Below are 13,278 nucleotides of genomic sequence, written 5' to 3' on the forward strand. Positions count from 1 at the left end.
TGTAGCACGAGATTCTAATAAGTGCGTAAAAATCCTGCAAGCCTTGTCGACGGTTTTTACATTAAGCCGCGATATTTATAAGAAATTCGGTATAGCGCCCCGATTTTGAATGCACTTCGATACTGCCGCCCAAGGCCTGGGTCACTAAATTGTAAACCAGATGTAACCCCAGACCTGTAGAACCTTGTCGACGTCGACTGGTAATAAAAGGATCGAAGATCCGCCGGCCAAGTTGCTCAGGAATACCACTCCCATTGTCATGGTAGTGAATTTGGACGCGCTGATCGGTGATTCGTTCCACCTTAATCGTAATTTTGCCATGCACTTTTTCAGCAAAGCCATGAATGGCGGAGTTTTGAAGCAGTTGAGTCAATACGTGTAGCAACGGGCCGGAGCGGCAAGTGATGTGCAAGTCCCGCGGGCAGTCGAGATGAATTTCGATCGACGCAAGTTCGGGAAAGCGATTCTGTGCTGCCTTGACTGTCGATTCGCAAAAATCGTAAATGGCGATATCCCGGGTTTCTTCGGCGAATTGGTCCATCGCCAGCTGGCGGAACTGGTTAATCAGATCGGCGGTGCGTTCAATATTGCGCTGGATCAGGCTCAGGTTATCATCGCTGGCTTCCATGAAGCGCTCAAAATCTTGCCGCGACATGGTGCTGTTTTCGAATTTCTCCTGCATGAATTCAAGCTTATCCTGCAGGATCGAGGTGGAGGTAATCACTAAACCGACTGGGGTATTTATCTCGTGCGCGACCCCGGCAATGAGATCGCCCAGTGACGACATCTTTTCGCTTTCAATAAGCTGGCGCTGGAACTGGTGCAACTTTTCCAGCGTCGCCATCAGTTCTTCATTCGATTCACGTAGTGCATTGGTGCGCTGCTGCACCTGGCGTTCAAGTTCAACGTTCAATTCATTGGCTTGCCGCTCTGCCTGTTGCTGCCGTTCGAGATGCTGTTCGACGCGGCCAAGCATAGTATTAAATGCGATTCCGAGTTGTTGCAGTTCGAGCAAGTTCGATTCTGGCAGCTGCATCGAATAGTCACGGTTGCGACTGATCCTTTGGATAGTGCCGACAGCTTTGTCCAACTGTCGCATTAACCGACTACGAACGCGAATGGATACCAGCCATGCAAACAGCCCTGCGACGACGATAATGACGCTGGCAGTGACAAATAGTTTCCAGGTGTTGGAGATGATTGTGGCGCGGCTGATTCGTAAATAGACCACCCCCAGAACTTCATCGTCGATGGTCACCGGTTGCGCGACCTCGACATAGGTTGAGCGGCTGCGAACGCCGCTGAATTCATCCAGTAATTCTGTCCGTGCCGGAATAGGCGCTAAACCTTCACGATTATAGCTGGCAAAGTAACGCAAACGGACATTGTCAGCGACTGTGTTGCGTTCATAGACGTGCACATGCTGTAGGAAGGGCGTCAGTTTGAAATAATTCAGGTAGTTGCGCAGACCTTCGGGATCATCAAACAGTAAGTACCGACTGGTCGCCTCGGCGATCACTTTGGCGACATCCTGAGCGCGGGTCTCGGCGTTTTCATTCATTTGCTTGACGTAAGTTAAGCTTAAAATGAGCGCCGTGAAAACACAGAGCAACACCGAAACACTGACGACCAGCCAGGTGATGCCCTGCCGAATAGACCCGGTGCGAATCATCTACGGCGGCCCCGTTTTTTTGGCGCACGTTGCACGGTGTTAACGGCACGATAAACGGCGAATTTATTGTCGGTAAAAACCCGCTCACAGTGCCCGAAACTTTCTTCGACGAGCTCCGGCCAGGCTAGAAAGCGATTGGCAACCAGCCACAACTCGCCATTTGGTGTTAAATGTTCGCGCGCATTGCGCAGGAATTGCTGGCCGATACTGTAGTCGGTCGCTTGCCCGGTATGAAACGGTGGATGGCTGACAATGTAGTCATACTTGGGCAACTCAGCGCCAAGGTGATCTTCGGCAATAATTGTGCCCTGTAAACCATTCAGCTCAAGGGTAGCTGCACACGCAGCTAATGCCATGGCGCTGACATCAAGATACGTCATCTTCAAATCAGGCTGTTGCAGCTGTAAAGATACCCCGAGTACGCCATTGCCACAGGCAAAGTCGAGCACCGAGCCACGTTTGAACGAGGGGAGATGTGCCAACAGCATAGTACTCCCCAGATCAATTTTCGGATAGGCAAACACCCCCGGATAGGTGACGATTTGCGCTGCGGTAGCACCCTCTGCAGAGAGGGGCTGCCCCTCCTGCGGAGGCGTAAAAACGTGTCGGTAATCGTCGAGTTGGCATGTCTCCGCCGGCTCGGTCAGAGTAGTAACAATCAGCGTTGAATGACTGCCATTGGCAACTTTCTGGGCGGGGCTGTACCCCTCGCCAAGTTGTTTATGAATGCTTTTAATACCACTGCGATTATCGCCGACGAGCCATACGGGCGCGCCTTTTGGCAGGCAGGTAGCGAGTTGACGAAGAATGTAATCGGTCAGTTTTTTCTCTTTCGGTAGCCAAATCAGCGCGCCATCATACTCACCGCGCGGCGGAGTGGTACCAAACTGATGCTCGCTGCCGAGTTGGCTCCAGCCGCGGAACCAGCCTGCGTGCAGATGCCAGCCAGCGACAACAGGAAACTCATGTCGCCATTCATGATCCGGTGGATTGACCACCAGTAGGGCCTGACTGTTAATTTGGTCGGCCTGTCGGACAACAAGTTGTGAGGGAGGACTAAGAGTTTTTAATGACTTCATTTAGACTGGTTTACCATCGTAGGCTTCACTGAATACATCAACACTAGATGAGGCTTCACCGAACACGTCATCATCATATTGCGCCACATTAAATAAGGCTTCACCCTCGTTAGCGACGGGAATATTACTAATCCCGATCACAATGCCGTTATGGGGGCTGCGTAATGGGTACAGAATATCACCGTGAGGGTTTACCGTCTGGGCGATCACCTGACCTTTTTGAATGGTTTCGCCAAGCTGCACCTGCGGCACGACCAGACCGTCATGTTCATTGCGGATCCAGGCACTGCGGTGGGCAACCACGGGTGTAACTTTTTTACGGGTACGCCGGCCTTTGAGCATCTTTAAACGCTTCATGACATTCTGTACGCCAATCACACCCGACTTGATGGCGGCATAATCAAACCGTAAAGCTTCACCTGCTTCGTAAAGGATCAGCGGAATACCGAGCTCAGTCGCGAGCGACCGTAATGAGCCATCACGTTCTTTGGAATGCAAAATCACCGGTGAGTTAAAGGCGTGGGCCATTTCCAGCGCTTCAGCGTTATCGGTATCCACACGAATTTGCGGCAGATTACTGCGGTGGATCGCGCCGGTATGCAAATCGATAATGTGGGTTGCATTTTGCACTAAGGTTTCACTGAACAGAAAGGCCAGGCGGCTGCCTAATGCGCCCCGCTCCGAGCCAGGAAAACAGCGGTTCAGGTCGCGACGGTCAGGCAGGTAGCGTGATTGCTGGATGAAGCCGAAGACGTTAACGACAGGGACAACAATTAGTGTACCGCTTAGCTCATCCGGATCGGTCTGGCTGATTAAACGTCGACAAATTTCAATACCATTGAGTTCATCGCCGTGGATTGCAGCACACACCAGCAACACGGGGCCGGGCTTTAGGCCGTGAAAGACTTCGGCATGAAGATCCATCGGTGTATCGTTGTACAGCCGTGCTGCAGGGATCTTTATACTGTGCCGTGAGCCTGGGGCGATCTTCTGCCCCGCGAGTTTAAATGAAACTGGTTTCTTCACCCTTAACCTTTTCCTTTCGTCCGTGTGCGATGGGCTTTTGCTGTGTTCTCAATAAAGCTGATAATTTGACTGGCTACATCTTTCTCGGTCGCCAGTTCAATACCTTCCAGACCTGGCGATGAATTTACCTCCATCACCAGCGGACCATGATTGGAGCGCAGAATATCAACACCTGCGACATTCAGACCCATAGTTTTAGCAGCTTTTATCGCTGTCGCACGTTCTGCTGGTGTTAATTTCACTAATCGAGCCGAGCCGCCACGGTGCAAGTTCGATCGGAACTCGCCTGGCTTGGCCTGGCGTTTCATGGCCGCGATAACCTTATCGCCAATGACCAGACAGCGAATATCAGCGCCACCAGCTTCTTTAATAAATTCCTGTACCATAATATGTGACTTGAGTCCCATAAAGGCTTCAATGACGCTCTCTGCAGCCTGTCTGGTTTCGGCAAGCACCACACCAATGCCCTGGGTCCCTTCCAGCAACTTGATTACCAGGGGGGCGCCGCCGACCATCTCAATCAGATCAGGAACGTCATGCGGCTGACTGGCAAAGCCGGTAATTGGCAAGCCAATACCTTTGCGACTGAGTAGCTGTAACGAGCGCAGTTTGTCACGGCTACGGGATATCGCTACGGACTCATTTAGCGGGTATGTTCCAATCATCTCGAATTGGCGTAATACGGCGGTGCCGAAGAAAGTAATCGAAGCGCCAATACGCGGAATCACCGCATCGTAAAACGGTAAAACCTTACCTTTCATGTGAATCGAAGACTCACGCGCATTAATGTTCATGTAGCAGCGCAAGGGATCCAGCACATCTACGCTATGGCCACGAGACTCAGCCGCTTCAATTAAACGACGCGTGGAGTAGAGTTTTGCATTACGCGACAGAATCGCAATTTTCATGAGCTGACTCCTTTAGATTCAGGTTGCTGATGACCCAACAGATAAGACGCGTCAGGATCGACTAAAAAATGCCGGCGCATAGCCTGGCGGCCGAGTAGCATGCGAAACTTCATGCTATCGCGGTTGGTTAAGGTCAACTCAACAGCTTGTTCGAACTCGCCTACCACCAGCTTACTTTTGATCACATAACGCAGTTCGGTATGACCGCCTGAATCGGTGACTTCGCGTTGGTCATGGATTTTGGTTTCGCAAACATGCTCGCGCATCGAATCCTGTTCAGGATGGATCCAAATACGCAACCAGTCTTCCCCATTACGTTCAAATGGCTCAAGTTTGAAAGCGTGGAGACAAGAGGTTCTTGCGCCCGTATCGACTTTCATTTTAATCGCTTCAATGCCGAGCTCGGGGAGTGCACCCCATTCGCGCCAGCCAAGTGTTTGCATGGGCAGTTATGCTCCAATTATAAAGAATTTATACCCTTCAAGAATATAGACGCAGCAGTGAAACAGCAAGCGTTACAGCTGGTCGACGTTGTGCCGGTGGCTTTCGACTTGGTGCAGCCACTGACAAAATTCGTCCAGTGGGCGATCAAGTGCACTGGAAGGCACATAGAGGTCGTAACCAAGAAGCTGGCGCAGTTGCTCACAGCGTACCGCGAATAGCGCTTGCACACCGCGATAAACTTTGCCGCTTGCGGTCTTGTAGCTGGTTGGGATGTCATAATAGGGAGTGTAATCGCCGCCTGACGCCAGCTCGCGGCGCAACGCGGCAGCCAACAGGTGGCGCTGCTCGCTGACCAGGTGCACCGCCAGACGCGGCGAAATGGTATCCAGCACCGGCTCAATATCTTTCAGGCGAAAGCCGATGTAAGGCAGCTCTTCTAATTCAGCACCGCGATGAACGCGGGGGATATCGAACCGGATTACATTTTCCCAATCAATGTGCCAAGTGCCACGACGGTGCTCGTAGCGGATCTCGCGCGGTGAAATCATCAGGCTTATCGGCGGCTCGATCAGCTTCGCTACGCCAAGAAAGAACAGCGCAGCGCTGGCAATATACATTAAGCCCCAGACGGCCTGATGGAGCTCAAACCCGGAGAGATAAAGGAATACATTTACCGCAAACACCAGCACTCCGAAAACACAGAAGGTAAGCGCGTCACGTCGTGTGCTTGGTTGAACGCTAAGTTGTTGGTCTGTCATGTTAATCCCGAAGTTGCTTCGTTATAGGTTGCTAGTTGCTGTCGGCCAGGTCAAAGGTGCGCTTGATAATGGCCCAGGTAAACCCGGTCTTCAGGTAGAAGCCCCGCGGCAGGGTCTGGATGATCTCACCCCCGGGCCCGACAGCTTCGGTTAATACCCGGCTATTTGCTGCCTTGGGCCGCAATTGCAAAACTTCGCCCTGATGCGCAGTGATTTGCTCAACCTGTCCCAGCGCAATTTTGTCCATGTGCTCCTGCCAATCTGCTTTAAGCTGCGCTTCCTCAGCCGCACTGGGCTGCCATAAAAAAGCAGTACCGACGGTACGTTGTGCCAGGGCAATTTCCCGGCGGCCGTCAATTGGTATCCATAATACACATTGTAACTTATTACGTACGTTACTAGCTTCCCAGTTCAGTCCGGTAACATCAAGTAATGGGGTGGTGCAGACAAATGTGGTCTCAAGTGGACGACCGCGGGCATCCAGCGGGATGGTTTTAAGTTCAACGCCAAGCTCCGGAAAGTCCTGTAAAGCTTGTGAGCCGGCACTGGCGCCTAAAGCTGCTTCCAGTAGCTGCCCAACCCAGCCCTTGTGACGGCGTAAATCAGCAGGAACTGACATTCCCTGCGCGTCAGCAAGCTCGGCAAAACTCTGCCCGGCAAGGGCGCTGGCAGCGTCAAAAAGAGTGCGCAAGTCGCTCATGAAACTCCTTAATAGTGGACAGTACTTTCTTTCAGGCGTCGATTATGGAAAAATCGACGACAGAAGTCGAATTTAAGAGGATGCCCGCGTGATAGACGCAGAAGGATTCCGCGCAAATGTTGGAATCATTATCTGTAATGATCAGGGACAAGTATTTTGGGCGCGTCGATTTGGGCAACATAGCTGGCAATTTCCGCAGGGTGGTATTGATGATGGTGAGACGCCAGAACAAACCATGTACCGGGAGTTGTGGGAAGAGGTCGGGCTGAAGCCCGAACAAGTGGAGATCGTTTACACCAGTCGCCACTGGTTCCGTTACCGCTTGCCGAAACGTCTCGTTCGACGCGAACAGCGTCCCACGTGTATTGGTCAGAAACAGAAATGGTTTTTGCTGCGCTTAACGTGCAAAGAACAGGATGTGAATGTTCTTTGTTCGTCGCATCCGGAGTTTGATGACTGGCGTTGGGTCAGTTATTGGTATCCGGTGCGGCAAGTCGTGTCGTTTAAAAAGGACGTTTACCGACGCGTAATGAAAGAGTTTGCGCCAATAGTGATGCCGACCAACACCCCACAAGGGCGTTCCGGCGGCAAACGACAGCGCGGACCACGACGGAAACGTTAATATGCTGCGAGTTTTGCAACGCATTGTCGAAGCTGTGAATCAGGCGCCAGATTTCGAGCTGGCGCTACAGACCATGGTGCGGCAAGTTAAAGAAGCGTTGCAGACGGATTCCTGTACAGTCTATCTCGCAGACCACGAACAAAAGCAGTTCGCCCTGGCGGCAACCGATGGGCTAAAACTCAACTCCGATCAACCGATTCACGTGCCCTTTGGCGAGGGCGTGATCTCTCTGGCTGCGCAACGCGAAGAGCCGTTGAATATTGCCAATGCAAGTTCACATCCGAAATTTTTGAAACTCGATGAAGTGGACGAAGAGCGCTATAACGCCATGTTAGCCGCGCCGGTCATACATCGGCGCCGGGTGCTTGGTGTATTGGCAGTGCAGCAAGAGCATACGCGTGCCTTTACCCGCGATGAAGAAGCCTTTGTGGTGACCTTAGCGGCACAGCTGGCGGTGGTCATCGCGCATGCTGAAGCTAAGGGCTTTTTACGTACCACCAAGCAGTCGCCCTGGCTGCAAACAATTAAAGGTCTTGCGGCAGCGCCTGGCGTGGCCATCGGCCAGGCTTACGTAGTGAAACCACGGGCGCGCTTAAGTGAAGTGACACCGAAGAAGTCCGACAAGCCGGAGCATGAAATTCGCAGGTTCCGCTCGGCAGTGGCGCGCACCAGACAAGAGTTACTTGATTTAAGTGAAAGCATGAAAGGTCAGATTGCCGACGAAACACTGGCGATTTTTGACGTTTATCACGCTATGCTCGATTCAACCAACCTGGGTCAGGAAGTCGAGCAAACCATCAACGACGGCTGGCGCGCGCAAACCGCGTTAAAACTGGTGGTGGAGAACCTGGTCAATCAGTTTGAGAATCTGGACGACGAGTACATCCGTGAGCGCGCCAGTGATGTGCGCGATCTCGGACAACGGATATTATCTCATCTGAAAGATAAAGCGCGGCAGCAACTCGAGCCGCCGGCGGAATGTATTCTGGTCGCGCATGAAGTGACCGCAACCATGCTCGCTGAACTACCCAATACAGAGATTCTGGGCATGGTATCGGTGCGCGGTTCGGGCAGCTCTCATGCGGCCATTATGGCGCGCAGCATGGGAATTCCCGCGGTACTGGGCGCCGACGATATTGAGCTGAATGAGCTTGATGGCGAGACGGTTATTGTCGATGGTTACAATGGTGATGTGTTCGTTGATCCGCCATTGCAAGTCGAAAATGAGTACCGCCAGTTAGCCGAAGAAGAACTTGAACTGCGGGCAAAAGTCGAGCAGGCGCGGGGGAAACCCGTAGAAACATTAGACAGCGTACGGCTGACATTACAGCTCAATGTAGGGCTTAACACCGAGCGTGACTGGCTCAAAGAACTCGACATTCAGAGTGTTGGCCTCTACCGCTCGGAAATACCCTTTATGATGCGCGAACGGCTGCCCACTGAAGATGAGCAGGTTGAGCTGTATACGCAAATCCTTGAGCAGTTTCGGGCTGGCACGGTGGTGATGCGTACCCTTGATGTCGGCGGCGACAAACCCCTGCCGTACTTACCCATGTCAGAAGAGAATCCTTTTCTTGGCTGGCGCGGTATCCGCTTAACACTTGATCACCCGGAGATTTTCCTGGTGCAAATCCGCGCCATGTTGCGTGCTGCGGTGGGGCGCAACAACCTGCACATTCTGTTGCCGATGATCACCAGTGCCGACGAGGTCGATGAAGCTGCGCGGATGGTAAAACAGGCGTATCATGAGGTAGCCGAAGAATCGAACGGACACGATCGCACGCAACTGGTACCGCCAAAGCTTGGCGTGATGATCGAAGTTCCAGCGATGGTGTATCATATGCATACCATTGTCGATAAGGTCGATTTCTTCTCTGTTGGCAGCAATGATTTGACCCAGTATATGTTGGCGGTCGATCGCAACAATCAACGGGTAGCCGCCCTGTACGATGCGTTTCATCCAGCGGTACTGCATGCTTTACAACAAATTATCCATCGCGCTAATGAGTTGGATAAGCCGGTGTCTGTATGCGGCGAGCTCGCAGGTGAGCCGGGCGGCGCATTGTTGTTACTGGCCATGGGCTACCGGACCCTGAGCATGAACAGCTACAATATCGATCGGATACGCTGGATTATCCGGCATGTTAAAGCTGCAGACCTTGATGCGATGCTGGCGAAAGCCCTGCAAGCGCGCTCGCCACAAGAGGTAAGAAAAATCGTCACCATGACCCTGGAAGAAGCGGGTCTGGGTGGTTTCGTTCGTGCCGGTGGTTAAGAGCCGGAACAATTCTACTTGGTAAACTAAGGAGTCAGGGTGCTCATCACAGGCTGGTTATGGTGTTTAGCCGGAGGCGTGATTGCTGGCCTGTTGGCCGGCATGTTAGGTATTGGTGGCGGCCTGGTTATTGTTCCCTTACTGATTTACTTATTGCCATTGCTTGGGGTGCCACCTGAGTTAGTGGTTCAGATGGCGGTCGCTACCAGTTTGGCCACCATTGTCATGACCACGCTTAGTTCCGCCCGCTCGCACTACCGACATGGGCAGATCAGCTGGTTCTGGGTACGGCGCCTGATTCCCGGTCTGATGCTGGGGGCAATCTTTGGTGCCTGGCTGGCGACCCAGCTTAAACCCGAATGGCTGCAACGTATTTTTTCCGCCGTACTCTTGATACTATCCATTCGAATGCTGGTACCGCAGCGTACGGGCGAGCCAATAACGGATGTGTCAAAGCGCCTGATGGCTGTTATCAGTGCCTTTGTCGGAAGCTTATCAGCGTTGGTCGGCATCGGCGGCGGATCGCTGACAGTACCTTTGTTACAACGTCTGCGGGTGCCCATCCGGCAGGCGATTGCGGTATCCTCGGTGGGAAGTCTGAGCATCGGCATCAGCGCCGTGCTGGCGTTTATTGTATTAGGTCAACAAATGGAATCGAATGAAGGCCTGTTTGGCTACGTCCATGGTCCTGCCTGGGTGGCGATTTCAATTACTTCAGTTCTTTGTGCACCCTTAGGGGCTGCTTTGACGCAGCGGATACCGGTCAAACGCTTGCAACAGGGTTTTGCGACTTTTTTAGTGCTGGTGTCTATCGAATTGTTCATAGGATAAAACATGCAAACTGAGTTCATGATGCACCCGAGCATCGACCCGGTGATTTTCAGTATTGGGCCACTGGCGTTGCGCTGGTACGGTTTGATGTACTTGTTGGGGCTGGCGTTCGCCTATTTTTGGGGTAAACGGCAGTGCCAGATGCCGCATTATGCGGCTGTGGGTTGGACCGAAAAGCGCTTCAGCGACCTGCTTTTCTGGGGTTTCATGGGGGTTATTCTCGGTGGCCGCATCGGCTACGTGCTGTTTTATCAGTTTGAGTATTTTAGTGAAAACCCGTTGTACTTATTTGATATGAGCAGCGGGGGTATGTCATTTCATGGCGGGTTACTGGGCGTCATTACCGTCCTGGCCATCTTCTCTCGCACCACCAAGATTAATTTCTTACAGGTAGGCGACTTTGTTGCCCCCTTGGTGCCGATGGGGTTGTGCTTCGGCCGTATCGGTAATTTCCTGAATGGTGAACTATGGGGTCGCGTCACTGATGTGCCCTGGGCGATGATTTTCCCTGCCGCCGGACCGGATCCACGCCATCCGTCGCAACTCTACCAAGCGGCGCTGGAAGGGCTGTTGCTATTTATTGTGTTGGCGTTATTCAGCCGCAAACCACGACCAATGGGCGCTGTCAGCGGGCTGTTTTTAGTCGGTTATGGTGTGGCGCGCTTTGTCGTTGAGTTCTTCCGTGAACCTGATGCGCATCTGGGGTTACTTGGTATGGGCTGGTCGATGGGCCAGTGGCTGTCGGCGCCTATGGTGCTGGCGGGTATTCTGTTAATGCTCTGGGCCTACAAATCTAACTCTGCAGCCGGCAAAGGAGGCACCGCATGAACCAGTATTTAGAGCTTTGTCAGCGCATTGTCGATGAGGGTGTCTGGGTCACCAATGAACGTACCGGTAAACGGTGCTTAACGGTAATCAATGCTGACCTTGAATACGATGTGGCGGGCAATGCGTTTCCGTTGATTACAACTCGTAAAAGCTATTGGAAGGCGGCGATTGCCGAATTCCTAGGTTACATTCGCGGTTACGACAGCGCCGCGGACTTTCGTGCACTGGGTTGCAAGACCTGGGATGCCAACGCCAACCTGAATGAAGCCTGGTTACAGAATCCGCACCGCAAGGGTGAAGACGATATGGGCCGGGTTTACGGAGTGCAGGGAAGAAGCTGGGCGAAGCCTGATGGCGGTCATGTCGATCAATTGCGCAAGGTGGTTGATAATTTATCCCGTGGCGTTGATGACCGTGGTGAAATCATTAGTTTTTATAACCCGGGCGAGTTTCACATGGGTTGTCTGCGGCCGTGCATGCATACGCATAATTTTTCTCTGCTTGGCGATACCCTACACCTGACAAGTTACCAACGTTCATGCGATGTGCCGCTGGGGCTGAACTTTAATCAGGTGCAGGTGTTTACCTTTTTGGCGTTGATGGCACAAATCACGGGGCATAAAGCGGGTAAGGCGTATCACAAGATAGTGAATGCTCACATTTACGAAGACCAGCTGGAATTAATGCGCGATGTACAGCTCAAACGCGAGCCTTTTGATGCGCCGGAGCTGGAAATTAACCCTGCGATCAAATCGCTGGAAGATCTGGAAACCTGGGTGACGCTCGACGACTTCAAAGTCCACAACTACCAGCACCACGATCCGATCGCCTATCCCTTTAGCGTTTAGGTACTTGATGTTATGGCAGACGAACGATTTTCAGGTGTGGAGCGCGTGTATGGCGCGCATGAATTTAGTCGCTTTCAGCAGCATCATGTGGCCGTGATTGGTCTTGGTGGCGTGGGCTCGTGGGCGGTGGAGGCGTTGGCGCGTTCGGGCGTGGGCGGAATTACACTGATCGATCTCGACGATGTTTGCCTGACTAATATTAACCGGCAACTACCGGCGATGACGAGTACTGTTGGGCAGCTGAAAACTGAAGTGCTGGCGCAGCGGGTGCGGGATATTCATCCTGATTGTCAGGTGCGGGTGATTGACGATTTTCTGGCGCGGGAAAATCTGGATGATTATCTGGGTGAGCCGGTGACGGCGGTGCTGGATGCGGTGGATAGTGTGCAGGTTAAAGCTGCGTTGATTGCCTGGTGTAAGCGCCGTAAATTGCCGCTGGTCACCTGCGGTGGTGCAGGCGGTCAGGTTGATCCGGGCAAGGTGACGTCTGCGGACCTTGCTAAAGCGTCGCAAGACCCATTGCTTGCCAAAGTGCGCTCAATGCTGCGGCGGGATTATAATTTTTCGCGTAATCCGAGCCGTAACTTTGGCGTAAAAGCGGTGTACTCAACAGAGCAGTTGCGTTATCCGGTGGGTGACGGCACCTGGGATCACGCAAAACCTGGAGCTGGCTCCATGCGTATGGATTGCAGCACCGGATTCGGCGCGGCGATGCCGGTGACCTGTACCTTTGCGATGCACGCGGTGGCGCTGTTATTAGAAAAACTGGAACGTAAATGAAACTCTATATGTTTTACATTGGCGGCTCGGCGCCAGGCGCGAATATTGAAGTACATGATGTTCGTTTTGTCGCTGGCGCATCGGTTGAGGACTGCTACCCGGCGCTTCGTAAAAGCTGGTATGGCACTTTACGGGGCTTGCACCTGGATAGCTACGTGCAGGTGCATCATGTCGACGGCTATCGCGTTGAATTACAACAGCAACCGCGTGCCCAGGCGGAGAAGCTGTGGTTTGTTAATTTCGGCGGGTATTACCCGGGGCGTCTGGCGGAGTTTCATGATTTCACTCTGACGGTTGCGAAAAGTGCCGACGAAGCCAAGCGTGTTGGCTATCAGCGGCTGCTCACCGATAGCATCGAACCGCACAAGGATGATCTTTACGATGTTGATAATTGCCTGAACGTCGATTTATTAGAAGGCTGGTACGTGCATCTGGTGAAAGATGGCGAGCAACAACCTTTGGTACCTGACTGGTCAGGCTACGAGGTGATTGCTTAGATTTGCTTTA

At 52.6% G+C, this 13,278-nt stretch carries 14 protein-coding genes; 7 read left to right on the forward strand and 7 right to left on the reverse strand.

The genetic code is table 11. The features are described from left to right. Positions 1-61 precede the first annotated feature (61 nt). The 7 genes from CWI69_RS08690 to mutH all read right to left on the reverse strand — a co-directional run bounded on the left by CWI69_RS08690 (position 62) and on the right by mutH (position 6,587). Positions 62-1,672, reverse strand: coding sequence for an ATP-binding protein (locus CWI69_RS08690; RefSeq protein ID WP_126763795.1), 1,611 nt, complete (start codon positions 1,670-1,672; stop codon positions 62-64). Next, a complete protein-coding gene (locus CWI69_RS08695) occupies positions 1,669-2,751 on the reverse strand; it encodes a class I SAM-dependent methyltransferase (protein ID WP_126763796.1) in 1,083 nt (360 codons plus the stop codon). The genes CWI69_RS08690 and CWI69_RS08695 overlap by 4 nt, the downstream gene beginning before the upstream one ends. Further along, entirely contained in the window at positions 2,752-3,777 is a 1,026-nt protein-coding gene (locus tag CWI69_RS08700) for a succinylglutamate desuccinylase/aspartoacylase family protein (protein WP_198678925.1), read from the reverse strand. Between the two features lie 2 nt (positions 3,778-3,779). Beyond that, entirely contained in the window at positions 3,780-4,685 is a 906-nt protein-coding gene (gene rimK, locus CWI69_RS08705; protein WP_126763797.1) for a 30S ribosomal protein S6--L-glutamate ligase, read from the reverse strand. Then, positions 4,682-5,128, reverse strand: a complete 447-nt coding sequence (locus tag CWI69_RS08710; protein WP_126763798.1) for an ATP-dependent zinc protease family protein — start codon at positions 5,126-5,128, stop codon at positions 4,682-4,684. The genes rimK and CWI69_RS08710 overlap by 4 nt, the downstream gene beginning before the upstream one ends. A gap of 72 nt (positions 5,129-5,200) precedes the next feature. After that, positions 5,201-5,887, reverse strand: a complete 687-nt coding sequence (locus tag CWI69_RS08715) for a DUF2982 domain-containing protein (RefSeq protein WP_126763799.1) — start codon at positions 5,885-5,887, stop codon at positions 5,201-5,203. Positions 5,888-5,918: 31 nt separating this feature from the next. Then, positions 5,919-6,587, reverse strand: a complete 669-nt coding sequence (mutH, locus tag CWI69_RS08720) for a DNA mismatch repair endonuclease MutH (protein ID WP_126763800.1) — start codon at positions 6,585-6,587, stop codon at positions 5,919-5,921. An 88-nt stretch (positions 6,588-6,675) separates the two neighbouring features. On the opposite strand from mutH, the gene rppH reads away from it, so the two are divergent. The 7 genes from rppH to CWI69_RS08755 are packed head-to-tail and all read left to right on the forward strand — an operon-like array spanning position 6,676 to position 13,268. Beyond that, a complete protein-coding gene (gene rppH / locus CWI69_RS08725) occupies positions 6,676-7,209 on the forward strand; it encodes an RNA pyrophosphohydrolase (RefSeq protein WP_126763801.1) in 534 nt (177 codons plus the stop codon). 1 nt (position 7,210) lies between these two features. Continuing rightward, positions 7,211-9,484, forward strand: coding sequence for a phosphoenolpyruvate--protein phosphotransferase (ptsP, locus tag CWI69_RS08730; protein ID WP_126763802.1), 2,274 nt, complete (start codon positions 7,211-7,213; stop codon positions 9,482-9,484). Positions 9,485-9,523: 39 nt separating this feature from the next. Further along, positions 9,524-10,315 (forward strand): sulfite exporter TauE/SafE family protein, encoded by a 792-nt coding sequence (locus tag CWI69_RS08735; RefSeq protein ID WP_126763803.1) that lies wholly within the window; start codon positions 9,524-9,526, stop codon positions 10,313-10,315. 3 nt (positions 10,316-10,318) lie between these two features. After that, entirely contained in the window at positions 10,319-11,143 is an 825-nt protein-coding gene (gene lgt, locus CWI69_RS08740; RefSeq protein WP_126763804.1) for a prolipoprotein diacylglyceryl transferase, read from the forward strand. Next, the gene (locus CWI69_RS08745) at positions 11,140-11,991 is read left to right on the forward strand and encodes a thymidylate synthase (protein WP_126763805.1); all 852 of its coding nucleotides are present in this window, start codon (positions 11,140-11,142) and stop codon (positions 11,989-11,991) included. The genes lgt and CWI69_RS08745 overlap by 4 nt, the downstream gene beginning before the upstream one ends. A gap of 12 nt (positions 11,992-12,003) precedes the next feature. Further along, positions 12,004-12,771, forward strand: coding sequence for a tRNA cyclic N6-threonylcarbamoyladenosine(37) synthase TcdA (tcdA, locus tag CWI69_RS08750; protein ID WP_126763806.1), 768 nt, complete (start codon positions 12,004-12,006; stop codon positions 12,769-12,771). Then, positions 12,768-13,268 carry a DUF1543 domain-containing protein gene (locus CWI69_RS08755; protein WP_126763807.1) on the forward strand — a complete coding sequence of 167 codons (501 nt, stop codon included), beginning with the start codon at positions 12,768-12,770 and terminating at the stop codon, positions 13,266-13,268. Before tcdA ends, CWI69_RS08755 begins: the two co-directional genes overlap by 4 nt. Positions 13,269-13,278 lie beyond the last annotated feature (10 nt).

The sequence above is a fragment of the Pseudidiomarina halophila genome (genome assembly GCF_003987215.1).
Taxonomy (GTDB): Bacteria; Pseudomonadota; Gammaproteobacteria; order Enterobacterales; family Alteromonadaceae; genus Pseudidiomarina; species Pseudidiomarina halophila.

Coding starts and splice junctions, on each gene's coding strand:
- CWI69_RS08715 (WP_126763799.1), bottom strand. CDS start 5,887: ATGACAGACCAACAACTTAGCGTTCAACCAAGCACACGACGTGACGCG.
- ptsP (WP_126763802.1), top strand. CDS start 7,211: ATGCTGCGAGTTTTGCAACGCATTGTCGAAGCTGTGAATCAGGCGCCA.
- rimK (WP_126763797.1), bottom strand. CDS start 4,685: ATGAAAATTGCGATTCTGTCGCGTAATGCAAAACTCTACTCCACGCGT.
- CWI69_RS08695 (WP_126763796.1), bottom strand. CDS start 2,751: ATGAAGTCATTAAAAACTCTTAGTCCTCCCTCACAACTTGTTGTCCGA.
- lgt (WP_126763804.1), top strand. CDS start 10,319: ATGCAAACTGAGTTCATGATGCACCCGAGCATCGACCCGGTGATTTTC.
- tcdA (WP_126763806.1), top strand. CDS start 12,004: ATGGCAGACGAACGATTTTCAGGTGTGGAGCGCGTGTATGGCGCGCAT.
- mutH (WP_126763800.1), bottom strand. CDS start 6,587: ATGAGCGACTTGCGCACTCTTTTTGACGCTGCCAGCGCCCTTGCCGGG.
- CWI69_RS08745 (WP_126763805.1), top strand. CDS start 11,140: ATGAACCAGTATTTAGAGCTTTGTCAGCGCATTGTCGATGAGGGTGTC.
- CWI69_RS08710 (WP_126763798.1), bottom strand. CDS start 5,128: ATGCAAACACTTGGCTGGCGCGAATGGGGTGCACTCCCCGAGCTCGGC.
- CWI69_RS08690 (WP_126763795.1), bottom strand. CDS start 1,672: ATGATTCGCACCGGGTCTATTCGGCAGGGCATCACCTGGCTGGTCGTC.
- CWI69_RS08755 (WP_126763807.1), top strand. CDS start 12,768: ATGAAACTCTATATGTTTTACATTGGCGGCTCGGCGCCAGGCGCGAAT.